Origin of the sequence: Azospirillum sp. B506, from assembly GCF_000333595.1 — a bacterium.
Taxonomy (GTDB): domain Bacteria; phylum Pseudomonadota; class Alphaproteobacteria; order Azospirillales; family Azospirillaceae; genus Azospirillum.
Genome location: NZ_BADK01000952.1, coordinates 1 through 23,287, shown reverse-complemented (window position 1 = coordinate 23,287; position 23,287 = coordinate 1). Strand labels below are relative to the sequence as shown.

At 67.5% G+C, this 23,287-nt stretch carries 20 protein-coding genes; 8 read left to right on the top strand and 12 right to left on the bottom strand.

Going from position 1 to position 23,287, the window contains the following annotated elements:
• Positions 1 to 2 precede the first annotated feature (2 nt).
• From trxC to I71_RS29450, 8 genes are all read right to left on the bottom strand, one after another.
• Positions 3 to 485, bottom strand: coding sequence for a thioredoxin TrxC (trxC, locus tag I71_RS29485; protein ID WP_042702780.1), 483 nt, complete (start codon positions 483 to 485; stop codon positions 3 to 5).
• 76 nt (positions 486 to 561) lie between these two features.
• Entirely contained in the window at positions 562 to 816 is a 255-nt protein-coding gene (locus I71_RS29480) for a hypothetical protein (RefSeq protein WP_042702778.1), read from the bottom strand.
• Between the two features lie 257 nt (positions 817 to 1,073).
• Entirely contained in the window at positions 1,074 to 1,592 is a 519-nt protein-coding gene (locus I71_RS29475) for a periplasmic heavy metal sensor (protein ID WP_083897461.1), read from the bottom strand.
• Positions 1,589 to 2,032: a hypothetical protein gene (locus I71_RS29470; protein ID WP_244434133.1), complete on the bottom strand. Its 444-nt coding sequence runs from the start codon at positions 2,030 to 2,032 to the stop codon at positions 1,589 to 1,591. The genes I71_RS29475 and I71_RS29470 overlap by 4 nt, the downstream gene beginning before the upstream one ends.
• An 11-nt stretch (positions 2,033 to 2,043) precedes the next feature.
• On the bottom strand, positions 2,044 to 2,595 hold the full coding sequence (locus I71_RS29465; protein WP_083897460.1) for an RNA polymerase sigma factor: 552 nt from the start codon (positions 2,593 to 2,595) through the stop codon (positions 2,044 to 2,046).
• A 277-nt stretch (positions 2,596 to 2,872) separates the two neighbouring features.
• Positions 2,873 to 5,992, bottom strand: coding sequence for an efflux RND transporter permease subunit (locus tag I71_RS29460; RefSeq protein ID WP_042702773.1), 3,120 nt, complete (start codon positions 5,990 to 5,992; stop codon positions 2,873 to 2,875).
• 6 nt (positions 5,993 to 5,998) lie between these two features.
• Entirely contained in the window at positions 5,999 to 9,145 is a 3,147-nt protein-coding gene (locus tag I71_RS29455) for a multidrug efflux RND transporter permease subunit (protein WP_042702770.1), read from the bottom strand.
• Entirely contained in the window at positions 9,142 to 10,524 is a 1,383-nt protein-coding gene (locus I71_RS29450; RefSeq protein ID WP_042702767.1) for an efflux RND transporter periplasmic adaptor subunit, read from the bottom strand. The genes I71_RS29455 and I71_RS29450 overlap by 4 nt, the downstream gene beginning before the upstream one ends.
• Positions 10,525 to 10,790: 266 nt before the next feature.
• Here I71_RS29450 and I71_RS29445 point away from each other — a divergent pair, with 266 nt between their 5' ends.
• From I71_RS29445 to I71_RS29415, 7 genes are all read left to right on the top strand, one after another.
• Entirely contained in the window at positions 10,791 to 12,959 is a 2,169-nt protein-coding gene (locus tag I71_RS29445) for a TonB-dependent siderophore receptor (protein WP_244434132.1), read from the top strand.
• A gap of 44 nt (positions 12,960 to 13,003) precedes the next feature.
• On the top strand, positions 13,004 to 14,146 hold the full coding sequence (locus tag I71_RS29440) for a PepSY domain-containing protein (RefSeq protein ID WP_042702763.1): 1,143 nt from the start codon (positions 13,004 to 13,006) through the stop codon (positions 14,144 to 14,146).
• Positions 14,143 to 14,349, top strand: a complete 207-nt coding sequence (locus I71_RS29435; RefSeq protein ID WP_244434131.1) for a hypothetical protein — start codon at positions 14,143 to 14,145, stop codon at positions 14,347 to 14,349. Before I71_RS29440 ends, I71_RS29435 begins: the two co-directional genes overlap by 4 nt.
• Before the next feature lie 214 nt (positions 14,350 to 14,563).
• Entirely contained in the window at positions 14,564 to 14,998 is a 435-nt protein-coding gene (locus I71_RS41150) for a transposase (RefSeq protein ID WP_211098454.1), read from the top strand.
• A gap of 85 nt (positions 14,999 to 15,083) precedes the next feature.
• A complete protein-coding gene (locus tag I71_RS29425) occupies positions 15,084 to 15,548 on the top strand; it encodes a DUF1348 family protein (RefSeq protein ID WP_042702761.1) in 465 nt (154 codons plus the stop codon).
• 3 nt (positions 15,549 to 15,551) lie between these two features.
• On the top strand, positions 15,552 to 16,154 hold the full coding sequence (locus I71_RS29420) for a TetR/AcrR family transcriptional regulator (protein ID WP_042702758.1): 603 nt from the start codon (positions 15,552 to 15,554) through the stop codon (positions 16,152 to 16,154).
• Positions 16,155 to 16,613: 459 nt separating this feature from the next.
• On the top strand, positions 16,614 to 17,090 hold the full coding sequence (locus I71_RS29415; protein WP_159107450.1) for a transposase: 477 nt from the start codon (positions 16,614 to 16,616) through the stop codon (positions 17,088 to 17,090).
• Between the two features lie 9 nt (positions 17,091 to 17,099).
• Here the strand turns inward: I71_RS29415 and I71_RS29410 are convergent, their stop codons facing one another.
• Both I71_RS29410 and I71_RS35340 read right to left on the bottom strand, forming a co-directional pair.
• Positions 17,100 to 17,750: a DUF1345 domain-containing protein gene (locus I71_RS29410; protein WP_042702756.1), complete on the bottom strand. Its 651-nt coding sequence runs from the start codon at positions 17,748 to 17,750 to the stop codon at positions 17,100 to 17,102.
• A 40-nt stretch (positions 17,751 to 17,790) separates the two neighbouring features.
• The gene (locus I71_RS35340) at positions 17,791 to 19,509 is read right to left on the bottom strand and encodes a DedA family protein (RefSeq protein ID WP_049976397.1); all 1,719 of its coding nucleotides are present in this window, start codon (positions 19,507 to 19,509) and stop codon (positions 17,791 to 17,793) included.
• Positions 19,510 to 19,750: 241 nt separating this feature from the next.
• Here I71_RS35340 and I71_RS29400 point away from each other — a divergent pair, with 241 nt between their 5' ends.
• Positions 19,751 to 20,929, top strand: a complete 1,179-nt coding sequence (locus I71_RS29400; protein WP_042702754.1) for an acyl-CoA dehydrogenase — start codon at positions 19,751 to 19,753, stop codon at positions 20,927 to 20,929.
• A 176-nt stretch (positions 20,930 to 21,105) separates the two neighbouring features.
• Here the strand turns inward: I71_RS29400 and I71_RS29395 are convergent, their stop codons facing one another.
• Complete coding sequence (locus I71_RS29395) at positions 21,106 to 22,776, bottom strand: methyl-accepting chemotaxis protein (protein WP_244434129.1); 1,671 nt, start codon at positions 22,774 to 22,776, stop codon at positions 21,106 to 21,108.
• Positions 22,777 to 23,178: 402 nt separating this feature from the next.
• On the bottom strand, positions 23,179 to 23,268 hold the full coding sequence (locus tag I71_RS41145; RefSeq protein ID WP_375731230.1) for a DUF6867 family protein: 90 nt from the start codon (positions 23,266 to 23,268) through the stop codon (positions 23,179 to 23,181).
• Between the last annotated feature and the right edge of the window lie 19 nt (positions 23,269 to 23,287).

Sequence of the window (23,287 nt, the reverse complement as noted above, 5' to 3'; positions counted from 1 at the left end):
GGCTACCGGCCCAGCGTCTGCCGCACCCAGGCCACCAGCGCCGGCAGCGGCATGGCGCCGGCGGTGCGGGCGATCTCGCGGCCGCGATGGACCAGGACCAGCGACGGGATGCTGCGGATGCCGAAGCGGGCGGCGAGGTCGGGAGACGCCTCGGTGTCGATCTTGGCGAGGCGGACCCGGGGTTCGAGCTGGGCCGCGGCCTGGGCGAAGACGGGGGCCATCATGCGGCAGGGGCCGCACCAGTCGGCCCAGAAATCGATCAGCAGCGGCAGGTCGCCCTGCTCGGCATGGGCGGCGAAGCGGCGGGTGTCGAGCGCCACCGGCTTTCCTTCGAACAGGGCCTTGCCGCAGCGGCCGCACTTGCCGCCGCCGAGACGGGCCGGGGGCACGCGGTTCAGCGTGTCGCAATGCGGGCAGGCGACGTGCAGGCTGTCGGTGCCGGTGGATGACTGAGCGGCTGTGGACGAATTGGCGGTGGGCGGCATCGTGGGGCTCCTTCCCCTGGCAGCTTGTCCACCGTCGATGTATGGGGCCGGAGCCGCCCGCTCAAGACGGGCGGGTTTACTCCTGTCGGCCCATCAGGCCTTCCAGCTTTGCGAAATCCACATATTGCGCCGGCCGGTCCTTCAACAGGTCCGGGGCGGCGTGGGCATTCTCCCGCGCGCATTCGGCGACATAGCGGGCCAAGAGGTCGCGCATGACCTCGGCCAAAGGCGTCTGGCGCTGGCGCGCGTAATTCTTGGCGACATCTTTGATTCTGCGGTCGACTCGCAAAGAGATCGTCGCCTTCTTTGGATGAAATGGATCTGCGATCATGACGATCCCCCACCGATCTTGCCAGTCTACACGACCTGGTCACGTCATTTGGATATGCCGGATCGACGGTGGACACAAGGATCCTTGGGAAGGCTGCCGATAAAACTTGGGGATGATAACTTGTGAATTTGTGTGGATAAAATCTCGTCCGGTTTTCTTCTCCACAGAATCTGTGGATAGATGTGTGCGCAATCTCCGAACAGAATCATCCGCACCGTTCCGGCCAGCCAACCCGGCCTGTGGATGAGTGGGTTTGCCTATTTTTTGGGCGTATCGGGAGCGCCAGCGGTTCCCCAGCCGCCGACCATCTTCAGCCGCCCGGCCGGGGAAAGGTCGGGCAGGACGCGCAGAACGGTCTGCTCGGTCAATTCGGCGATCAGGCGGCGCTTGGCGCGGGCGGCGGCGATGGTGGCGTTCAGGGAGTCGAAATCCACCGGCTCCGCCTGGAGCAGGTCGCGCACCCGCTGCCCCTCCTCGCGATAGTCCTGGGTCAGCGCTTCGTAGCGCGGGCGCAGCGGTTCGAAGACGGCGCGCAGGCGGGCGGCATCGGCACCGGACAGGCTGGCGGCCATATGCTCGACGAAGCGGTCGGGCATCGGCCGGAAGGGCGGCGGCTCCGGCTGGCGGGCGGTGCCGGCCAGCATGGCCCCCAGGATGGCGGCCAGGAACAGGTTCAGCGCCAGCGACATCAGTGCCAGCCGGCGCAGGCTCATCCGTTGCCGGAGGCGGGTCAGGAGGGAGTGCTGCGGGCGACGGGGGGCGGCCAATCCGCTCATCGGGTGTCTCCGTCGAACAGGGTGACGACCTCGTCGTTCAGCAGGGCCAGCTCCTGGCCGCGGGACGCCGCGAGGCCCGGACTGGCGAGATGGCCGGCGACCCAGCCCCCGGTCAGCCAGCCCAGCGCCAGCAGCGCGACGCAGAAACCGGCAACCCTCCGCCGCTGCATGGGACCGAGCAGCAGCATGACCACGCCTTCCTGCGGCACGGTTCGCGCCGCCGCACCGACGCTGGACAGCAGGCGGGCGACGCGGGCGTCGTCCACCGCCATGGCGGGGCTGGCCAGCAGACGGTCGAAGGACTGGGCTTCTTCCAAGGCGGTGCGCAGGGCGGGCGAGCGGGCGAGCGCCGTATCGGCATCCGCGCGCAGCTCCGCAGGCCAGCGCTCCGGCGCGGCGCCGTAATCGTCCAGGTGGCGGAGGAAGTCTTCGTCGGTCATGGCATCCTCCCTCACAGGATCTCGGAGGTGGCGAGCGCGCTCTTCAACGCGGCGCGGGCGCGGGCCAGCAGCGAGGCGAAGGCGCTTTCGCTCATGGTCAGGATCTCGGCGGCCTGGCGCAGGCTGAGGCCCTCCTGGTGGAACAGCACGACGGCGGCGCGCTGGCGGTCGGGCAGGGCGGCCAGCGCCCGGTTGACGCGCTCGGCGGTCTGGCGTTCGGCAATGCGGGTCAGGGCGTCGGGGCGCTCGTCGGGCGGATCGCCGGCCTCCTCCAGCGGCGACCAGCCGGGGCGTCGGCCACGGTCGATGGCGAGATTCAGGACGATGCGGTAGAGCCAGGTGGTGAAGGCGGCCCGCGCCCCGTCCCAGCGGCCGGCATGCTGCCAGACCCGCAGGAAGGCCTCCTGCGCGATCTCGTCGGCGTCGGAGGGGTTGCCGGTCATCCGCTGGGCCAGCGCCACGGCGCGGCGCATGTGGCGGGCGGCCAGACGGTCGAAGGCGGCGGCGTCGCCGCCGGCCACGCGCCCCATCAGTTCGTCGTCCGTGTCGCCCGCCTCGACCACCGGGGCTCCGCTCCTGCCGTGGGCGAGAACTATGCCGAAGAGGGCGGAGAGGCGCCACCTCCCTCTCCCCCCCGCTCTCGCGCAAACGAAGTTTGCGCTGACGCGACAGGCGGACGTCTGGTCCGCTGAAAGCGGGGAGAGGGTCGGGGTGAGGGGGATGCATTGCAGGACTTTTGGGAGAGGGCCGCCGCGCGACCCCCTCACCCTAACCCTCTCCCCGGGGGGGAGAGGGGATCTTGTCAGGTGGAATAGAAGCACCGCCCCCATCCGCCGCCCCCTATTCCGCCGGGGCGGCGATGGCGGCGCGGCGCTTGTGGCGCAGGGCCAGCCGTTCCAGCGTCAGATAGACCACCGGCGTGGTGTAGAGCGTCAGCATCTGGCTGACCAGCAGCCCGCCGATGATGGCGATGCCGAGCGGGCGGCGGATCTCGCCGCCGGTGCCGTAGTCGAAGGCCAGGGGCACGGCGCCAAGCAGCGCCGCCATCGTCGTCATCATGATCGGGCGGAAGCGGACCAGACCGGCCTCGCGGATCGCCTCCAGCGGCGACAGGCCGCGGGTCCGCTCCGCCTCCAGGGCGAAGTCGATCATCATGATGGCGTTCTTCTTGACGATGCCGATCAGCAGGATGATGCCGATCAGGGCGACGATCGACAGGTCGTAGCCGGTCAGGATCAGCGCGATCAGCGCCCCCAGTCCGGCGGACGGCAGGGTCGACAGGATGGTCAGCGGGTGGATCAGGCTTTCGTAGAGCACCCCCAGCACGATGTAGATGGTGATCAGCGCCGCCAGGATCAGCAAGGGCTGGCTGGAGGAGGATTGCTGGAAGGCGCGGGCGTCGCCCTGGAAGCCGGCACGGATGCTGGCCGGCATGCCGATGTCCTCGGCGGCGCGCTGGATCAGCTCGGTCGCCTGGGACAGCGAGACGCCGGGGGCGAGGTCGAAGGTCAGGTTGGCGACCGGGAAGCCGCTCTGGTGCTGGATGCTGGCGGCCTGGTTGCCGATGACGACGCGCGACACCGCCGACAGCGGCACCATGCCGCCGCGGCCCGGAACATAGATGCGCTTGAGGTCGTCGGGGCCGAGCGCTTCGGACGGCTCGACCTCCAGCACCACCTTGTGCTGGTTCTGCGCCAGATACATGGTCGAGACCTGCCGCTGGCCGAAGGCGTCGTAGAGCGTCGATTCCAGGGCGCTCAGCGACACGCCGAGCCGGGTGGCGGCGTCGCGGTCGACGATGACGTTGGCCTGGATGCCGCCATTCTGGCGGTCGTTGGCGACGTCGACCAGCTCCGGCAGGGTGCGCATCTTGTCGACCAGCTTGGGCGCCCACTCGTTCAGCGCGTTGATGTCGGCATCCTGCAGGCTGTAGCGGTACTGGCTGCGCCCCTGGAAGCCGCCGACGCGGATGTCCTGCACCGGCGTCAGGTAGAGCTGCACCCCCGGCACCCGGCCGGCGCGCTGGCGCAGCCGCTGGGTGACGGTGGCGAGGTCGTCGCGCTCCGCCTTCGGCTTCAGGCCGATGACGATCTGGCCGGAATAGGTGCCGCCCGGCCCGCCGCCGCCGATGGTGCCGCCGACGCTGTCCACCGCCGGGTCGCCGGCCACCGCGTCCTGCAAGGCCTGCTGGCGCGAGACCATGGCGCGGAAGGAGATGTCCGGCGGCGGGTCGCTGAAGCCGATCAGCAGGCCGGTGTCCTGCTGCGGCACGAAGCCCTTCGGCACCTGCCCGTAGAGCCAGACGCTGACGCCGATGATGGCGAAGGTCGCCAGCAGCATGGTGCGGCGGTGGGCCAGCACCCAGTCCAGCCCGCCGGCATAGAGGCCGAACAGCCGGTCGCCGATCCAGGCGAGCGCGCGGCCGAGCCGGCCGGGCGGGCCGCGCTCCGCCTCCGGTTCCAGCAGATGGGCGCACATCATCGGGGTCAGGGTCAGCGACACCACCGCCGAGACGGCGATGGCGACCGACAGCACCACGGCGAACTCGCGGAACAGCCGGCCCTGGATGCCACCCATGAACAGGATGGGGATGAAGACGGCGACCAGCGACAGGCTGATCGACACCACGGTAAAGGCGACCTGCCGGGCGCCCTTCACCGCCGCCTCGAAGGGTTTGGCGCCCTTTTCGATGTGGCGGACGATGTTCTCGATGACGACGATGGCGTCGTCGACCACGAAGCCGACCGAGATGGTCAGCGCCATCAGCGAGAAATTGTCCAGGCTGTAGCCGACGATCCACATCACGCCGCAGGTGCCGGCCAGCGACAGCGGAACCGAGGCGGCGGGAATGACCGTCGCCCACAGCCGGCGCAGGAACAGCGCCATCACCATCACCACCAGCGCCACCGTGACCGCCAGCGTCTTCTGCACGTCGTCGATGGAGGCGCGGATGGTCGGAGTGCGGTCGGTGCGCACCGACAGCGTGACCCCCGGCGGCATCCAGCCGCGCAGCGTCGGCAGCTCCGCCCGGATGCGGTCCACCGTGTCGACAACGTTGGAACCCGGCTGCTTCTGGATGTTGATCAGGATGGCGCGGTGGCCGTCCTGCCAGGCCGCGGTGTATCTGTTCTCCGGCGCCTCGATCACGTCGGCGACGTCGCCGAGCCGGATGGTGGCGCCGTTCTTCTCGGTGACGATCAGCCGGCGGTAGGCGTCGGCACCGAACAGCTGGTCGCTGGCGCCGATGGACCAGGATTCGTGGGTGCCGTCGAAGCTGCCCTTGGCGCCGTTGGCATTGGCCTGGGAGATGACGGTGCGGATCGAGTCCAGGCTGACGCCCATGTTGGCGGCGGCGGTGGCGTTCACCCGCACGCGCACCGCCGTCTTCTCCGCTCCGTTGATGGTGACCTGGGCCACCCCTTCGATCTGGCTCAGCCGCTGGCCGATGATGCTGTCGGCGAGGTTGTAGAGGTCTGCGGGGGCCAGCGTGGTGGAGGTCATCGCCAGCGTCATCACCGGCGCGTCGGCCGGGTTGATGCGGCGCATCTTGGGCGGGCTCGGCAGGTCGGCCGGCAGGTCGCCGCCGGCGGCGTTGATCGCTGCCTGGACATCGCGCGACGCCGCCTCGACATTGCGGTTCAGGTCGAACTGCACGACGACGGTGGTGCTGCCGAGCTTGCTGTTGGAGGTCATCTCGGACACGCCGGCGATGCGGGAGAGCCGGCGCTCCAGCGGGGTGGCGACGGAGGCCGCCACGGTCTCCGGGCTGGCGCCGGGCAGCGAGGCGGTGACGATGATGGTGGGGAATTCCACCTGCGGCAGCGGCGCCACCGGCAGGAAGCGGTAGGCCACCGCCCCCAGGATCATCAGCCCGACCATCAGCAGCGATGTGCCGACCGGCCGCTTGATGAACAGGGCGGAGAGCGAGGATGCTGAGGGGAGCAGGTTGGAGGGCAGCATGGCCGGCTACTCCGCCGCCGCCCGGCCGGCGGAGGCGTCGTTGCCCGCCGGCTCCGCCGCGTCCTTCCGCCGCCACGGCCGCAGCCAGCGGCCCAGCCGGTTGCCGAGACGGTCCATGTAGAGATAGACCACCGGCGTGGTGTAGAGCGTCAGCACCTGGCTGAGCAGCAGGCCTCCGACGATGGCGATGCCCATCGGCTTGCGCAGTTCCGACCCGGTGCCGTTCTCCAGCGCCAGCGGCAGGGCGCCGAGCAGGGCCGCCATGGTGGTCATCATGATCGGGCGGAAGCGCAGCAGCGACGCCTCGTAGATCGAGCGTTCCGGCGCCATGCCCTGGTGACGCTCCGCCTCCAGGGCGAAGTCGATCATCATGATGGCGTTCTTCTTGACGATGCCGATCAGCAGCACGATGCCGACCAGCGCGATCAGCGACAGGTCATGGCCGGTCGCCATCAGCGCCAGCAGCGCGCCGATGCCGGCGGATGGCAGGGTCGACAGGATGGTGATCGGGTGGATCGTGCTCTCGTACAGCACGCCCAGCACGATGTAGACGGCGACCACCGCCGCCAGGATCAGCCAGGGCTGGGTGTCGAGCGAGGCGCGGAACTCGGCGGCGGTGCCGGCGAAGCGGGCGGTGGCGGTGTCGGGCATGCCGATGCCGTCGCGCGCCTGCTGGATCGCCGCCACCGCCGCCCCCAGCGAGACGCCGTGCGCCACGTTGAAGGACAGGGTGACGGAGGGGAACTGGCCCTGGTGGGTGATGACCAGGGGTGCTGTCTTGCGCTGCACCGACACGATGGCGTTCAAGGGAACGACGGTGCCGCCGCTGGCCTTCACATAGATCTTCGACAGCGACACCGGATCCATCTGGAAGGACGGCTCGACCTCCAGGATCACGCGGTACTGGTTGGTCTGGGTGTAGATGGTCGAGACCTGCCGCTGGCCGAAGGCGTCGTACAGCGTGTCGTCGATGGCCTGCGGCAGCACATGCAGGCGGCTCGCCGCGTCGCGGTCGATGGTGAGATAGACCTGCAAGCCGTCGGGCTGCTGGTCGGTCGCCACGTCGGTCAGTTCGGGCCTTGCGCGCAGCGCGTCCAGCAGGCGCGGGGTCCAGTTCTCCAGCTCGCGCGGGTCGGCGTCCTGCAGGACATACTGGTACTGGGTGCGGCTGACGCGGCTGTCGATCTGCACGTCCTGCACCGCCTGCATGAACAGCGACACGCCCTTCAGGTCGGAGGTTTGGGCGCGCAAGCGGGCGATGATCTCCTCCGCCGAGGAGGTCCGCTGGTCACGCGGCTTCAGCGCGATGGTCAAATTGCCGGTGTTGGTGGTGGCGTTCACCGTGCCGGTGCCGACGAAGCTCGCCACCCCGGCGACGTCGGGGTCGCGCCGCACGATGTCGGCGACCTCGCGCTGGCGCTCCGCCATCGCCTTGACCGAGATCGAGGGGGCGGCATCGGTCACGCCGATGATGACGCCGGTGTCCTGCTGCGGCAGGAAGCCCTTCGGCACCACGTCGTAGAGGTAGAGGGTGGCGGCCAGCGTGGCGATGGTGACCAGCAGGGTCGCCGGCTGGTGGCGCAGCACGAAGCGCAGCGAGGCGGCATAGCCGTCCAGCAGGGCGTCGAAGCCGCGCTCGGTCCAGCGGAACAGGCCGTTGGGCTTGGTCTCCGTCTCGGGCTTGAGCAGGCGGGCGCACATCATCGGCGTCAGCGTCAGCGAGATCGCCGCCGACACCAGCACGGCGATGGACAGCGTGATGGCGAATTCGCGGAACAGCCGGCCGACCACCCCGCCCATGAACAAGAGCGGGATGAACACCGCGATCAGCGACAGGGTCAGCGACACCACGGTGAAGCCGATCTGGCGCGCGCCCTTCAGCGCCGCCTGCAACGGCGTCTCGCCCTCCTCGATGTAGCGGACGATGTTCTCGATCATCACGATGGCGTCGTCGACGACGAAGCCCGACGCGATGGTCAGCGCCATCAGCGACAGATTGTCGAGGCTGAAGCCGCACAGCGCCATGATGCCGAAAGTGCCGATCAGCGACAGCGGCAGCGCCGCCGCCGGGATCACCGTCGCCCAGGCCTTGCGCAGGAACAGGAAGATCACCAGCACCACCAGCCCGGCGGTCAGCACCAGCGTCTTCTGCACATCGACCACCGAGGCGCGGATGGTCTCCGTCCGGTCGGTCAGCACCGCCATGTGGATCTGCGGCGGCAGGCTGGCCTGGAGCGAGGGCAGCAGCTTGTGGATGCGGTCCACCGTGTCGATGATGTTGGCGCCGGGCTGGCGCAGCACGTTCAGCAGCACCGCCGGCTTGCCGTCATGCCACGCCGCCAGCCGGGTGTTCTCCACCGAATCGACCACGGTGCCGATGTCGGTCAGCCGTACCGGGCCGCCGTTCTTGTAGGCGACGATGATCGGGCGGTAGGCGGCGGCATTCTCGATCTGGTCGTTGACGCCGATCGACCAGGATTGGCGCGGCCCGTCGAAGCTGCCCTTCGGCGCGTTGACGTTGGCCTGGGTGATGGTGGTGCGCACATCCTCCAAGGTCAGGCCGAGGCCGGCGACGGCGGCCGGGTTGACCTGCACGCGGACGGCGGGGCGCAGGCCCCCTTCGATCCCGACATAGCCGACGCCATCCACCTGGGACAGCTTCTGCGCCAGCAGCGTGTCTGCGGCGTCGCTGACGGTTTCGAGGCGCAAGGAGTCGGAACTCAGCGCCAGCACCATCACCGGCGTGTCGGCCGGGTTGACCTTGTCGTAGACCGGCGGATTGGGCAGCCCCTTGGGCAGCGTGCCCGATGCGGCGCTGATCGCCGACTGCACGTCCTGCGACGCCGCGTCGATGTCGCGGGTCAGGTCGAATTGCAGGGTGATGACCGACAGCCCGAAGGAGCTGGTCGACACCATCGACGAGATGCCGGCGATCTGGCCGAGCTGGCGTTCCAAGGGCGCGGTGACCGAGGAGGCCATCACGTCGGGGGCGGCGCCCGGCAGTTGGGTGGTGACGCGCACCGTCGGGAAATCGACGGTGGGCAACGAGGAGATCGGCAGCGCGCTGTAGCCCAGCAGGCCCAGCAGCACCACCGCCAGCATCAAGAGGCCGGTGGCGACCGGCCGCAGGATGAAGGGGGCGGAGATGTTCATGAGGGCTGCCGTCCCTCACGCGGGGCAGTGCCGGGGGCGGGAGCGTTGCCGCTTCCGGTATTCTCGCGCTGCTGCTGCCGTTCGCGCCGCCGTTCCTCGCGGGTGGCCGGGTCGCGTGGCTGGCCCTGCGGCCGGTCGGCGGTTGCGGCCTCTGACGCGGTGGGAACGGTGGGGGCGGCGGGAGCGGTGCCGGCTGGGGCTGCCGAGGCGACGGGCTCGACGATGCGGATCTTCGAGCCGGGTTGCAGGCGGTACTGGCCGTCCACCACCACCCGCTCGCCGGGGGTCAGGCCCTCGTCGATGATGGCCTTGGTCTCCTCCTGGCGGGCGACCTTGATCGGGCGCTGCTCCACCGTCAGGTCGTCCTTGATGACGTAGGCGTAGGTGCCCTGCGGTCCGCGCTGCACCACGGTGGCGGGCACCGTGGTGGCGCCGCGGCGGATGGTGGACAGCAGGCGGACATTGACGAACTGGCCGGGCCACAGCTTCTGCGGGTCGTTGGGCATCTCGGCCTTGAGGCGGATGGTGCCGGTGCCGGTGTCGATCAGATTGTCCACCACCGACAGCTTGCCGGTGTCGAGCACGCGGCGGCCTTCGCGGTCCTGCGCCTCCACCGTCACCGGTCCCTGCGCCTGGGCGGCCAGCACCGCCTGCAGTTGCTTTTCCGGCAGGGTGAAGAGGACGGCGATGGGCTGGATCTGGGTGATGGTGACGATGCCGGTCTGGTCGCTGGCATGCACCACATTGCCCTGATCGACGTTGCGCAGGCCGATGCGGCCGCTGAGCGGGGCGGTGACGGTGGTGTAGTTCAGCTGAACCTGCACCGCGTCGATCGCCGCCTCGTCTGCGCGGATCTGCGCCTCGTACTGGGCGACCAGGGCGCGTTGGGTGTCCACCGTCTGGCGGGAGGCGAATTCCTTCAGGCCCATGTTGCGGTCGAGATCGCGCCGCGCGTTGGCGAGCTGCGCCTCGTCCTGCGCCTTCTTGGCGACCGCCTGGGCCAGCTGGGCCTGCAGCGGGCGGGAATCGATGGTCGCCAGCAGGTCGCCGGCCTTGACCAGTTGCCCTTCCTGAAGCGAGACGCGCTGGAGTTCGCCATCGACGCGGGCGCGCACGGTGACCGTGTTGAAGGCCTGGACCGTGCCGATGCCGTCGAACCAGATCGGCACGTCCTCGCGCGCCACCGTGCCGGCCTGTACCGCCACCACGCTGCTGCGCGCGCCGCCGGGGCCGCCGTGAGGAGGGCCGGGAGGGCCGGGAGGCTGGCCCGATTGGGTCGCCGCCGGGGTCGCCAGCTTCTGCTGGACCGCATAGCCGACGCCGCCGACCAGACCGGCAAGAACAACGCCGGTGACCACCGGCTTCCAACGAATCGTCATGACCTGTTCCGACGCTTGCCCGACGCTCGACCGGGCGGCGCTGTCGCCACCCCGGTCTTTCTGTCCGTCCCTGATACGGGGCGGCGGGGCGGATTCGTCGGGGGGCGGCAAATATTTTTCCGGCCCGCAGCCCGCCTCCCCTCCCGAGAGATCGGTGAAAGCGATTATCGGTTTGCATACTCGAATAGGTATTGAAGATAATAATCATTTGCACTATGACGGCCTGAGAATGCGAATGATTCTTATTCGTTCTTGGGGGCAATCAGGTGAAGAGACGAGTGGACGGTGGCCGGATGTCGCGGGGGGCGGCGTTCGGCGCCATGGTGCTGGGTGGCCTGATGGTGCCGGCGGCCGCGGGGGCACAAAGCACCGGCGGCGCGGGCAGTGGAGCCGCGATGCAGATGCCGGCGGTGACGGTGACCGGGCAGGGGGAAACGGCGCTGACGCCGGTGACCGGCTATGTCGCCAGCCAGCAGGCGACCGGTACCAAGACCGACACGCCGCTGATCGAGACGCCGCAGTCGATTTCGGTCATTCCGGCCGACCAGATCCGCGACCAGAACGCCCAGACGCTGAATCAGGTGGTGCGCTACACCTCCGGTGTGACGGCGGAAACCCGCGGCGCGGTGGCGACCCGTTACGACCAGCTGAAGATCCGCGGCTTCGATGCCGACACCTATCTGAACGGGCTGAAGCTCCAGTCGCTCTATTACACCGCCTCGCAGATCGATCCCTATCTGCTGGAGCGGGCGGAGGTGCTGAAGGGCCCGACCTCCGTTCTGTACGGACAGGCGCCGGCCGGCGGCCTGATCAATCAGGTCTCCAAGCGTCCGACCGCCAGCGCGCTGAACGAGGTCGGGATCGAATACGGCACCGACAACCATTGGCGCGGCACCGCCGACTTCTCCGGTCCCATCGACAAGGACGGCAAGTTCCTCTACCGGCTGACCGCCGTCGGCCTCAGCGAGGACGGCCAGATCCGGATGACGGAGAATGAGCGCATCGCCGTCGCTCCCTCCTTCACCTGGCGGCCGGACGCCGAGACCAGCCTGACCCTGCTGGGCTTCTACCAGCATGACCCGAAGGGCAATTCCTATGGCGGCATCCCGCCGCAGGGCACGGTGCTGCCGAACCCGCTGGGCAGGATCCCGACCGATTTCTATGACGGCGACCCGAATTACGAGAAGTTCGACCGTCGGCAGGCTTCGGTCGGCTATGCCTTCGACAAGAAGCTGAGCGACGTCTGGACCGTGCGGCTGAACGGGCGCTGGCTGAATGCCAAGGTCGCCTACGACAGCCTGTACGCCAACGGGCTGGACACCGACAACCGCAGCCTCTTCCGCGGCGTCGCCACCTCGCGGGAGGAGATGAACGCCTACGCCTTCGACAACCAGATCGAGGGGCGCTTCGCCACCGGTCCGGTCGGCCACACCCTGCTGGCCGGCGTCGACCACCAGCGGCTGGACGGCCATTACACCGCCGGCTTCGGGATGGCGCCGTCGCTGGACGTGTTCAATCCGGTCTACGGCATCGCCGTCACCCCGCCGGCGGTCTACCGCACCGACATCGACGGGCGCCAGACCGGTGTCTATCTGCAGGACCAGATGAAGCTGGGCGGTTTCATCCTGACGGTCGCCGGGCGCCGCGACTGGGCGAAGACCACCTCGACCACCGCCTATGGCAGCAGCACCCAGTCCGATCAGGCCTGGACCGGCCGCGCCGGGCTGACCTATGTCTTCGAGAACGGCATCGCCCCCTATGTCAGCTATGCCGAATCCTTCACGCCGAGCAGCGGCGTCGATTTCGCCGGCACGCCCTTCAAGCCGGAGGAGGGGACCCAGTACGAGGTCGGCGTGAAGTACCAGCCGCCCGGCCTGAACAGCCTGTTCACCGTGTCGGCCTTCGACCTGACGCGCAGCAACCTTGTGACCAGCGACCCCGCCCATCCCGGTTTCTCCATCCAGAGCGGCGAAGCGCGGTCGCGCGGCGTCGAGCTGGAGGCCAAGGTCGGCGTCACCAAGGAGCTGGAGCTGATCGGCGCCTACACCTACCTCGACACCAAATACACCAAGGACAATGACGGGCTGGAGGGCAAGCGCCTCGCCGCGGTGCCGCGCCATCAGGCGTCGGCCTGGGCGATGTACCACATGCCGGAAGGCACGCCGCTGACCGGCCTCGGCGTCGGCGCCGGCGTCCGCTACACCGGCAGCACCATGAACACCGCCAACAGCTTCAAGGTGCCGTCCTTCACCCTGGTCGACGCCACGGTGTCCTACGATCTGGGCGCCTTGTCCTCCAAGCTCCAGGGGGCGGAGGTCACCGTCAACGGCAAGAACCTGTTCGACAAGGAGTATGTCGCCTCCTGCTATTACGGCGACTGGTGCGCCTACGGCTATCGGCGGACGGTGACCGCCGGCCTGCGTTACCGCTGGTAAGCGTCCGTGCCGTCCCTCCTCCCCCCTTGACGAAGGAAGCCGTCATGACGCCTGCGAGCCTGCGGGGCTGGCGCCTCGTCCACCGCTGGACCAGCCTGATCTGTTCGGCGAACCTGCTGATCCTCTGCGTGACCGGGCTGATCCTGGTGTTCCACCACGAGATCGAGCATCTGATGGGGGAGGATCTCGACAGCAGCTACACGGAGGGGCAGGCCCGCCTGCCGCTCCAGTCGCTGGTCGACATCGCACAGAAGGCCGATCCCGCCCTGGTGCCGAAGCTGCTGTCCTTCGATCCGGAGGACAAGGCGGTCAACTACATCTATCTGGCCAAGCCGGAGGAGCGCGGCTTCGACCTGGGGCGCTGGGTGGTGCTGAACGGCTTCACCGGCGCCAACCAGATGCTGAAACAGCCGGAGGAGACGCTGGTCGGCTTCCTGTTGAAGCTGCATGTCGACCTGTTCACCGGCTTCGCCGGCCAGATGTTCGTCGGGATGATGGGGCTGCTGTTCGTGGTCAGCACGGTCAGCGGGCTGGTCGTCTACGGCCCCTTCATGAAGAAGCTGGCCTTCGGCATCCTGCGCTTCGGGCGGGGAACCCGCATCGGCTCCATCGACCTGCACAATCTGTTCGGCGTGGCGACGCTGGTCTGGGCCTTCGTCGTCGGGCTGACCGGCGCCATCCTGTCCTTCTCGCCGCTGATCACCGGCTATTGGCAGAAGACCGAGCTGGCGGCGATGACCGCCCGCCATCCCGAGCCGATGACCGGTCCGGCGGTGTCGATCGACCGGGTGGCCGCGTCCGGGCTGGCCGCCTTTCCCGGCAAGGAACTGGCCTTCATCGCCTATCCCGGCAACGAATATGCCGGCAGCCGCCATTTCAGCGTGATCGTGCGCGGCCACACCGAACTGACCCAGCGGCTGCTCAGCGTCGCGCTGGTCGATGCCGAGACCGGCGTGGTGGCGGAGGCGGCCGGCACGCCCTGGTACATGACGGTGCTGATGCTGTCGGGCCCGTTCCATTTCGGCGATTACGGCGGGCTGCCGCTGCAGATCCTCTGGGCGCTGTTCACCATCGTCACCGGCGTGGTGACGGTGAGCGGTTTCGTCGTCTGGCTGAAGCGGCCGCGGGCGCGGTCGGCCTCCGCCAACAGGGGCGCGTCCGGCGCCAAGCTGGGGAGCAAGGCATGACCGGGGGCATGACCGGGGGCATGAGCGGCGTCTGGCGCATTCCGGCGGCGCTGGCCGGGCTGTCCGTCTTCGGGCTGGCCGCCGCCATCCTGGGCGATGGCGTTTGGGACTGGCTGTGCTGGGCCACGCTGGCGGTGCCGCTGGCCGTCTGCCTCGTCAAGCTGTGGCGGCAATGGCCGGGACGCCAGACGGCTGGAGTGTGAGTCAGGNTTCNNGCNNTATCNNTTGANACCTGACTCACACGGAAGGCCAAAAGCTGAGAATCCGGCCGGTGCTTGTTGAAGCAGCGGGCGGACTCTAAAAGGTGGTTTCCAGACCCCTCATCCGATACCCCCTCCGGAAACCCGATGATCTGCCGTCGGTTTTCTGTGCCTTTGGCACAGGGAGGCGGGTATGGGACCCACAGTTGCGGACCTGGTGGCGAGGATCATCGACCGGATCGACGATCGGTCTTGCGGTCCTGGACGTCCGCCGATGCCCACTGCGGAGATCATCGAAGCGCTTCGCTTCGTGCCGATCATTCCCAGTCGAGCCGACCAGCCGGTAAATCCAGACTTCGACCACATGGCCTATCGGCGGCCTAACCTTGTCGAGCGGTTGGTCGGAAAATTGAAGCAATTCCGTCGCGTGGCGACCCGCTACGACATGCTCGACGCCTACTACCGTGCTTTCGTCGAGATCGCTTCCGTCATGGTCTGGCTACGCAGCTTTGGCGACAGGATCTGGCACGTACCGGGCGATAGCCTCGGCCGGCGGTGCCATTTCTGGCTGTTTCAAAGATCGGAGCCCGCGGTTCGGGCCAGGAGAATCGCTTTTAAAAAATGTTTCGCGACACCGCAAGAAACACGTTGACGCTCAAAATCGCCGGGGCTACTGTACCGATCAGTAAAGACATTACCAATCGGTACAAATCAGAGATTTGCAAAGGAGAATCAACATGTCACGTCCTCCTCTTCCCCCGTTCACCCGCGAAACTGCCATCGAGAAGGTCCGTCTGGCCGAAGACGGCTGGAACAGCCGCGACGCCGCCAAGGTCGCCCTGGCTTACACGGTCGATACCCGCTGGCGGAACCGCGTCGAATTCGCGACCAACCGCGAAGAAGCTCAGGCATTCCTGACGCGCAAGTGGAATAGAGAGCACGAATACCGCCTCATCAAGGAGCTCTGGGCTTTCACCGGAAACCGAATCGCTGTACGGTATGCTTACGAATATCGTGACGACAATGGGCAGTGGTTCCGCGCGTATGGTAACGAGAACTGGGAATTCGCAGAGGACGGTCTGATGGCACACCGTCATGCATGCATCAACGAGATGCCAATTGCTGAAGGCGATCGCTTGTTCCATTGGCCGCTCGGCCGCCGTCCGGATGATCATCCCGGCCTCAGCGATCTGGGTCTGTAAATCATGGCCCGCATGGTCGCTGAAAGATCCGACGCCATCGCCTCCTTGGCCGAAGTATTTCGCGAACATGGATACGAAGGTGCAAGCCTTGCCTTGATCGGCAAGGCCACCGGCCTTGGCAAGGGCAGCTTGTACCACTTCTTCCCGAATGGGAAGGAGGAGATGGTGCAGGCTGTGCTTGCCGAAATTGAGCAATGGTTTGAGGATTCCGTCTATTCCCCTCTGCGAGACGGGACCGATGCCGATGCAGCCATCGCTGCGATGCTCGATGAAACTACGAAATATTTCAGGTCGGGCAGGCGCGTCTGTCTTGTTGGTGCTCTGGCTGTCGCCAACACACGTGACCTTTTCGCGCAAGCGATCCGGGGGTACTTCGTAGCCTGGGTAGACGCGCTGCAGTCGGCGCTCGTTCGGCAGGGCCGCGAGGCCGAACAGGCGCGCCTCCTCTCCGAAGACGCCGTTCTCGCCATCCAGGGGGCGATCGTTCTCTCTCGGGCACTGGATGACCCGGCAGTGTTCCAACGTGCCATCGACCAACTTCGTGGGCGATTGGCCGTCAAAGGCAAAACGATCCGCGACGAAGGCTCTGCGCCGGTCTCGCCTTAGCAGGGTGCGGAAAAAGCCATTTTGCTGCTGCGGTCGGGTTCTTTCCGGCAATCTCGTGTCAGGACCTTGCAAGATACCACCAGTATCTTGCAAGGTCATTCCTAATCTTGCCGAAAAGCCCCCTCTCTCGCGACGCAAAAGCCTTTTTCCGCACCCTGTTAGAGGCGGTTTCCAGAACCCTCATCCGATGTCCCCCTCTGGAAACCGGCTGATCTACTGTCGGTTTCCTGTGCCTTTGGCGGAGAGAGGCGGGCATGGGACCGACAGTTGCGGAAGTGGTGGCGGGGATCATCGGCCCTAGTGAGGCTCGGCCTGTCGGCTCCGGGCGCCCGCCGATGCCCGCTGTGGAGATCATCGAGACGCTTCGCTTCTTCCTGCGTGAGGGCGTCCAGCGGCGCAAGCTTCGGGTGGCGGACGGGCGCGCCTCAGGCTCAACCCTGCGCCGCCGCTTGGGACGTCGTGGTCGACAGTTGCTCAGTACGGGGTAGGTACGGTGGTGACTTAACCGGGCCGAACCCCACCGACCGAGGCAAACCCGGCACCAAGCATCACGTCGTCGTCTCGACTGACGGCCTGCCGCTGGCGGTCATGCCGTCTGCCGCCAATGTCCATGACACCATGCTCTTCCCCGACTTGCTGCGCTTGGCCCAGGTCGTCTGCGCCGCCATCGGCAGGCTCTATGCCGACGCAGGCTACGACAGTGCCGATGACCGTTGGCTCTGTTTACGTGACGGGGTTCAACCGTACATCCGCAAGATCGGCGAGCCCTGCGGCTCCGGGCTCGGCAAGGTCCGATGCGTTGTCGGGCACGGCTGCGCTTGGCTGCTCGCCAACAAACGCCTGGATCGACGGCAGGATAGGCTCGGACGGGTCGTTCTCTCCTTGCTCACTGCCGCCGCTATCTTCATCGTCGCTAACCGCATCACGGCATTCTGAAAACCGCCCTCAGCTGACCAGCCCGGCGGCGAGATTGACGCCCAGCGCCAGCACCGCGGTGTTGAACAGGAAGGACAGCGCGCCGTGCATCAGCACCAGCCGGCGCATGCCGGCACCGCGGGTGGTGACGTCCGACACCTGGGCGGTCATGCCGACGGTGAAGCTGAAATAGAGGAACTCCAGGTAATCCGGCGCGTCGTTGCCGGGAAAGTCCAGGCTGCGTTCCTCCACCGCCTGCCCGCCCAGCCAGTAATCATGGGCGTAATGCTGGGCGAAGAAGACGTGCAGGAAGCCCCAGGACAGCAGGACCGTCACCGCCGACAGGATTGCCGCCGCGCCCTCGTGCGGGGAGCCCTTGGCCGACACCAGCTCCGCCACGATGGCGACCAGGGCGGCGAGCGAGGCCAGCACCGCCCCGGCCAGCACCCCCCATTTGCCGGGGTCGAGCAGTCTCGCCCGGCGCCGCATCGATGCCACCGTGGCCCGGCTCATCAGGATGCTGGCCAGCAGGACATAGGCGGCGGCCCCGCTGTCCCAGCCGATCAGCAGCGCGCTGGTCGGCCGCAGCCAGACGGCGGCGCCGGCGCCGGCGAGCAGGGCGGTCGCCAAGGCCCCGCTGAGCGACGGGCGGTTGCGCAGATGGGTCAGGCTGCCGCGCATCTCTACTCCAACGATTGTCCGCAGCCGAAGCCGCAGCGCTTCAGTTGGAGGCGGGATAGAGCGGAAGCAAGGTCTGCTGGCGGCGCTGATAGCGCACCAGCTCCAGCGCGGTCAGCGGCCGCGCCCCCGCCGCCCGGCAGGCATCGGCGACCTCGAACATCAACGCCTGCTGGTGGAACAGGGTGGCATAGGCGTCGCCCAGCTTGAACTCCGGATCCCACATGTGGATGGCCTCGGCCCCGGCGCCGTTCACCTCGATGATGCGGAAATCCTCGCCCACCGCCAACCGCTCCACCGAGGCGAAACGCACGTCGAAGCGGCCGAAATGGAAGCCCGGCATGCTGTCGGCGATCTCGTCGAAGCGCGCGGTCAGCGTCGCCGTGACATGGCCGCAGGCGTCCTTGTAGAGGCCGCCGACCCGGCTGCTGCCGACCAGCGACAGCCGCACCGTGCGCCCGGACTCCGGCACCTCGTCGAGCCGGTCGGCCAGCGCCTCGTGATGCAGGTCGGCCTTCCAGGAGGCCCGCGGGTCGGCGGCGATCAGCTGGCGCAGGGTGGAGCGGCCATCGCCCACCACATGCGGGTAATAGCGGAAGGTCATCGAGAAGATGCGCCCGTGCCGTTCGCCGGGCTTGCGGACGTAGAAGATGCCGGCCTCCCCGGCATAGGGCACATGCTCCTGCAGGATCAGCCGGACATCGGCCGGGAAGCCGCGGAGATAGGCGCAGAGGTCGGTGCTGTCGCGCACCAGCCGCACGCCGATGCCGCGCCAGCCGATGTCGGGCTTGGCGACCAGCGGGAAGGACAGGCCGGCGCCCGAGGCCAGCGAGTCCAGCAGCGCCGGGGTCAGCGACGGCCGGTTGATCAGGTCGACGGACCTCGCGGCCCATTGGCGCGCCTCCGGACCGATCAGGTCCATGCAGGCGATCTTCGATTCGCCGAGCAGGCCGCCCGCCTCGATCGACGGGTTGGCGGCGGTCGGCAGGGACAGGCTGCGGTAACGGGCACCGAGCGCGAACCACTGCACCACCAGCGGGATGTAGAACAGCAGCGGCGGGATGCGCTCCGCCCAGCCGATGGTGCGGGCACCGGCCGGCACCAGCGGCAGGCCGGGCAGGGCGATGTCGCGCGGGGTCGGGCTGCCGTGCAGGGCATCGCGCAAGGCCCCGGGCAGCAGCGGCTCCAGCCGCGCCCGGATGCGGCCGATCAGCCCGCGGGCGATGGACTGCGCGCGCTTGGTGCGCAGGAGCACCAGCATGGCGGCGCAGCCGATGCCGATCACCTGGACCTGCAGCGCCGCCGCCTCCAGCGACGAGGTCATCAGCGTCAGCAGTAGCCCGACATGCACGCCGGCGGTCGCCAGCGTGATGGCGACGAAGCGCAGCAGCGGCACCCGCATCACGCCGCAGGCGAAATAGGTGGGGAACAAGACACCGGGCACCAGACGGCAAGTCACCAGCGTCGGCAGCAGGTTCCTCTGCAAGGCGCCGCGGCAGCGTTCAAGCATAGGTCCCTCGGTCCGCCGCCGGATCCAACTGATCCGCAGGGACAATAGTCCAAGGACATAAATGAACAAATCGCCGATAACAATCCCACACAGCAACGTGATGGCAGTCACGCCGATGCTGACGGTGCCGACGCTGACGAGGCTCGCGCCAACCGCAATTGCAACGTCTTCGTGCAAAAGCGTAAGCAAAGCAAGGCCCAGCAATAGGGGAAAGCCAGCGAAGGCGGTTATTGGTTGCAATGCAGCAAACACGGGGCGGGTGTCCGTTGGGTAGGGGGCGGCTACGGTGCCTTCGGCAAAATTGCATAGGAAATGGTAAGCTTCACGTTAAAACTTTTATGGAACCGTGCGACATGGCGACTGTTTCTTTTGGGCCATATGGAAACGGTATGGGCATGATAGAAAATATGTGTTTGCAGATATGGTGGTGGCGCGGCAAAGTGCCGCTCAATCGATGGCCGAACCGCCATGTGACACGACCAGGAGACGCACCGTGCAGAGCATCCAGTGGGACGACGCCTTCCTCCTTGAAGCCCAGCTGACCGAGGATGAGAAGCTGGTGCGCGACAGCGCCCGCGCCTACTGCCAGGACCGGTTGCAGCCCCGTGTCATCTCCGCCTTCCGCGAGGAACGGTTCGACCGCGAGATCATGACCGAGATGGGCGAGCTGGGTCTGCTGGGTCCGACGATTCCGGAGGAGTATGGCGGGCCGGGCGTCAGCCACGTCGCCTACGGTCTGGTCGCCCGCGAGGTCGAGCGGGTCGACAGCGGCTATCGCTCCGCCATGTCGGTGCAGTCCTCGCTGGTCATGCACCCGATCTATTCCTATGGCAGCGAGGAGCAGAAGAAGAAGTGGCTGCCGCGTCTGGCCACCGGCGAGCTGATCGGCTGCTTCGGCCTGACCGAGCCGGACCATGGCTCCGACCCCGGTGGCATGAAGACCCGCGCCACCAAGGTCGACGGCGGCTATCTGCTGTCCGGCTCCAAGATGTGGATCACCAACTCCCCCATCGCCGACCTCGCCGTCGTCTGGGCGAAGTCGGACGCCCATGACAACAAGATCAAGGGCTTCGTGGTCGAGCGCGGCACCAAGGGCTTCTCCACCCCGAAGATCGAGGGCAAGCTGTCGCTGCGCTCGTCGATCACCGGCGAGATCGTGCTGGACGAGGCCTTCGTCCCCGACGAGAACCTGCTGCCCAACGTGACGGGTCTGGGCGGTCCGTTCGGCTGCCTGAACAAGGCGCGCTACGGCATCGCCTGGGGCGTGCTGGGCGCAGCGGAATTCTGCTGGCACGCCGCCCGCCAGTACACGCTGGACCGCAAGCAGTTCGGCCGCCCGCTGGCCCAGACCCAGCTGGTGCAGAAGAAGCTGGCCGACATGATGACGGAGATCTCGCTGGGCCTGCAGGCCTGCCTGCGGGTCGGCCGCATGATGGACGACGGCAGCTGGTCGCCGGAAGCCATCTCGCTGATCAAGCGCAACAATTGCGGCAAGGCGCTCGACATCGCCCGCGTCGCCCGCGACATGCATGGCGGCAACGGCATCTCCGAGGAATTCCAGGTCATCCGCCACATGGTGAACCTGGAGACGGTGAACACCTACGAAGGCACCCACGACGTCCACGCCCTGATCCTGGGCCGGGCGCAGACGGGCCTGCAGGCGTTCTTCTAAGGGTTTAAGTACGCCCTCTCCCGCCCCGGGAGAGGGAGGGACCCGCCGTTAAACGGCGGGAGGGTGAGGGACGCTCCGAGGATCGGTGTGGTTGCGGGTTGCTCGGAGCGATCCTGTCCTTTCCCGCCCGACGGCGTCGGGTCTTCCCTCCTTCCCCCAGGGCGGGAGAGGGCGTTTCAAGTCCCCGTCGCCTGCTGGCGTACCTCCGTCAGGAAGCGTTCGACCTCCGCCGCCAGGGCGCGGGTCTGGCCGGACAGGCCGCGGGCGGCGTCCTGGACACCAAGGGCGGTGCTGCCGGCGCTCTCCGCCGTGTGGGCCAGTGCTGCGATGGTGGCCGACACGTCCTGGGTGCCGAGTGCCGCCATTTCCACCGCCCGCGCGATCTCCTGGGTGGCGGAGTTCTGTTCCTGCACCGACTGGGTGATGGTGCCGGAAATGCCGTCGATCTCGGTGATGGTCGCGCCGATGGTGCCGATGGCGTCGGCGGCCTCGCGGGTGACCGACTGCATGGCGGTGACCTGGGCGGCGATCTCGTCGGTGGCCTTGGCGGTCTGGTCGGCCAGCCCCTTCACCTCGGTCGCCACCACGGCGAAGCCCTTGCCGGCCTCGCCCGCCCGCGCCGCCTCGATGGTGGCGTTCAGCGCCAGCAGATTGGTCTGCTTGGCGATGGCGTGGATCAGCCCGACCACCTGACCGATGCGTTCGGCATTGGCGATCAGCCCCTGGACGGTGGCGTTGGTGCGGTCGGTGTGCGACACCGCCTCGCCGGCGATGCGGGCGGAATGGCCGACCTGATCGGTGATGCCGCCGATGGAGCTGGCGAGCTCGGTCGCTGCGGCGGCAGCGGAGCGGACGTTGGACTGGATCTCGTCCGATTCGCGGGCGACGTTGCGGGTCTGGCTCGACGCCTCGCCCACCACCATCGCCATGCGGTCGGCGCTGTCGGCCATGCCGGCGGCCGACTCGGCGATGCCCTCGACCAGCCGCTTCACCGTGCCCTGGAAGCGGTCGGCAAGGTCGAGCAGGGCAGCGCGCTTGGCCTGTTCCGCCTTGGCATCGGCTTCGGCCTGCGCCGCGTGCATGCGCTCGATGGCGCGGGCATGTCGCGAAGACGGTGACGGAGCCGGCCATGGCGCCGATCTCGTCGGAGCGGCCGGTGCCGGGCACCTCGATGGCGGTGTCGCCGCGGCGAGAGTCGCCATCGCCGCCGACATGGCGCGCAGCGGGCGGATGACGATGCGGCCGAGCAGGACGTTCAGCAGGGCGATCTGAACCACCAGCGCGATCAGGCAGATGGCGATCTGGTTGCGCATCTGGGTGGCGATGGCCTCGACCTGCTGGTCCAGGCTCCAGGCGATCTGCAGGGCGCCGACCAGCCGGTTGCTCTTGCCGGTCACCACCGGCACCGTCACCACGATGTGGCCGTTGGCGGAGCGGCTCTGCGCCCCCTTGCCGGCCAGCACCCCTTCGATCAGGTCCCGGTCGGCCGTCAGGTCGTATTTGGCGAAGCGCGGGTTGGAATAGTCGGCCAGCGTGGCTGATGACGAGGCGGCGCGCAGCGAAGCGAGCTGCACTTCGCTGCTGTCGGCCAACGGCATGAACTCCGTCTCGATGGAGGCGCCGTCGCCGGCGACGAAGCTGGTCTTGGTGGCGTTCGCCAGCATGTCGGTCTTGACGCGGGCGTCGTGCGTGGCGAGCCGCACCGCGTCGTCATACTGCATCTTGGCCTGCAGTCCCATGATGACGATGAAACCGCCGACGATGGCCGCGACGAAGGCCACCGTCACCTTGCGGCCGACACTCCAGAACCGACGCGGCCGGGATGCGGCCGCCTTGTCCACTGCCATGCTCTTGTCCCTTCCCGTGCCGCCTTCGCCTGTCTCCGGCCGCCGCCCTGCCGGCGGTGCAACGCCGCGACGCCAGGGCGCGCCGACGCGCCGCCGGCAGGGCCGGCGTTCACTGTCGAAGCGTCAACGAATTGCAATATTTAAATGGTATTGTAACAGAATGTCACGACATGTGCCATGACCTTCTTCTCTGACTTTCGGAAGACTGCCAATGTTGGCAGGCAAGACGAAAGTATTGTGTTGATGCAGGTAAAATGAAGGCGCCGTTGTCTTTTTGACGATGCGGCGCCTTTATCTGCCGGAATCATCGGTATTCCGGATCGTCTTCTTCTTTCGAGTTATTTCTTCCTGGCTCGGATCGGTTATATTTCAGAAGCCGAGCCGCATCAGAAAAGTAGCCGCTCAGCCGCGGGCCGGGGTGCGCTCGCGCCAGGCGAAGGGTCCTGCGCGCTCATAGAGCCATGGATACTGGTTGACCATGCGCCGTGCGATGGCGATGCGGTGGCGGGAG

What these genes read in the sequence shown, in the direction of transcription:
- I71_RS29410 (WP_042702756.1), bottom strand. Translation starts at nt 17,750, where the DNA reads ATGCGCGGCAGCCTGACCCATCTGCGCAACCGCCCGTCGCTCAGCGGG.
- I71_RS29440 (WP_042702763.1), top strand. Translation starts at nt 13,004, where the DNA reads ATGACGCCTGCGAGCCTGCGGGGCTGGCGCCTCGTCCACCGCTGGACC.
- I71_RS29420 (WP_042702758.1), top strand. Translation starts at nt 15,552, where the DNA reads ATGGCCCGCATGGTCGCTGAAAGATCCGACGCCATCGCCTCCTTGGCC.
- I71_RS29480 (WP_042702778.1), bottom strand. Translation starts at nt 816, where the DNA reads ATGATCGCAGATCCATTTCATCCAAAGAAGGCGACGATCTCTTTGCGA.
- I71_RS29425 (WP_042702761.1), top strand. Translation starts at nt 15,084, where the DNA reads ATGTCACGTCCTCCTCTTCCCCCGTTCACCCGCGAAACTGCCATCGAG.
- I71_RS29395 (WP_244434129.1), bottom strand. Translation starts at nt 22,776, where the DNA reads ATGGCAGTGGACAAGGCGGCCGCATCCCGGCCGCGTCGGTTCTGGAGT.
- I71_RS29435 (WP_244434131.1), top strand. Translation starts at nt 14,143, where the DNA reads ATGACCGGGGGCATGACCGGGGGCATGAGCGGCGTCTGGCGCATTCCG.
- trxC (WP_042702780.1), bottom strand. Translation starts at nt 485, where the DNA reads ATGCCGCCCACCGCCAATTCGTCCACAGCCGCTCAGTCATCCACCGGC.
- I71_RS29450 (WP_042702767.1), bottom strand. Translation starts at nt 10,524, where the DNA reads ATGACGATTCGTTGGAAGCCGGTGGTCACCGGCGTTGTTCTTGCCGGT.
- I71_RS29470 (WP_244434133.1), bottom strand. Translation starts at nt 2,032, where the DNA reads ATGACCGACGAAGACTTCCTCCGCCACCTGGACGATTACGGCGCCGCG.
- I71_RS29460 (WP_042702773.1), bottom strand. Translation starts at nt 5,992, where the DNA reads ATGCTGCCCTCCAACCTGCTCCCCTCAGCATCCTCGCTCTCCGCCCTG.
- I71_RS29455 (WP_042702770.1), bottom strand. Translation starts at nt 9,145, where the DNA reads ATGAACATCTCCGCCCCCTTCATCCTGCGGCCGGTCGCCACCGGCCTC.
- I71_RS29475 (WP_083897461.1), bottom strand. Translation starts at nt 1,592, where the DNA reads ATGAGCGGATTGGCCGCCCCCCGTCGCCCGCAGCACTCCCTCCTGACC.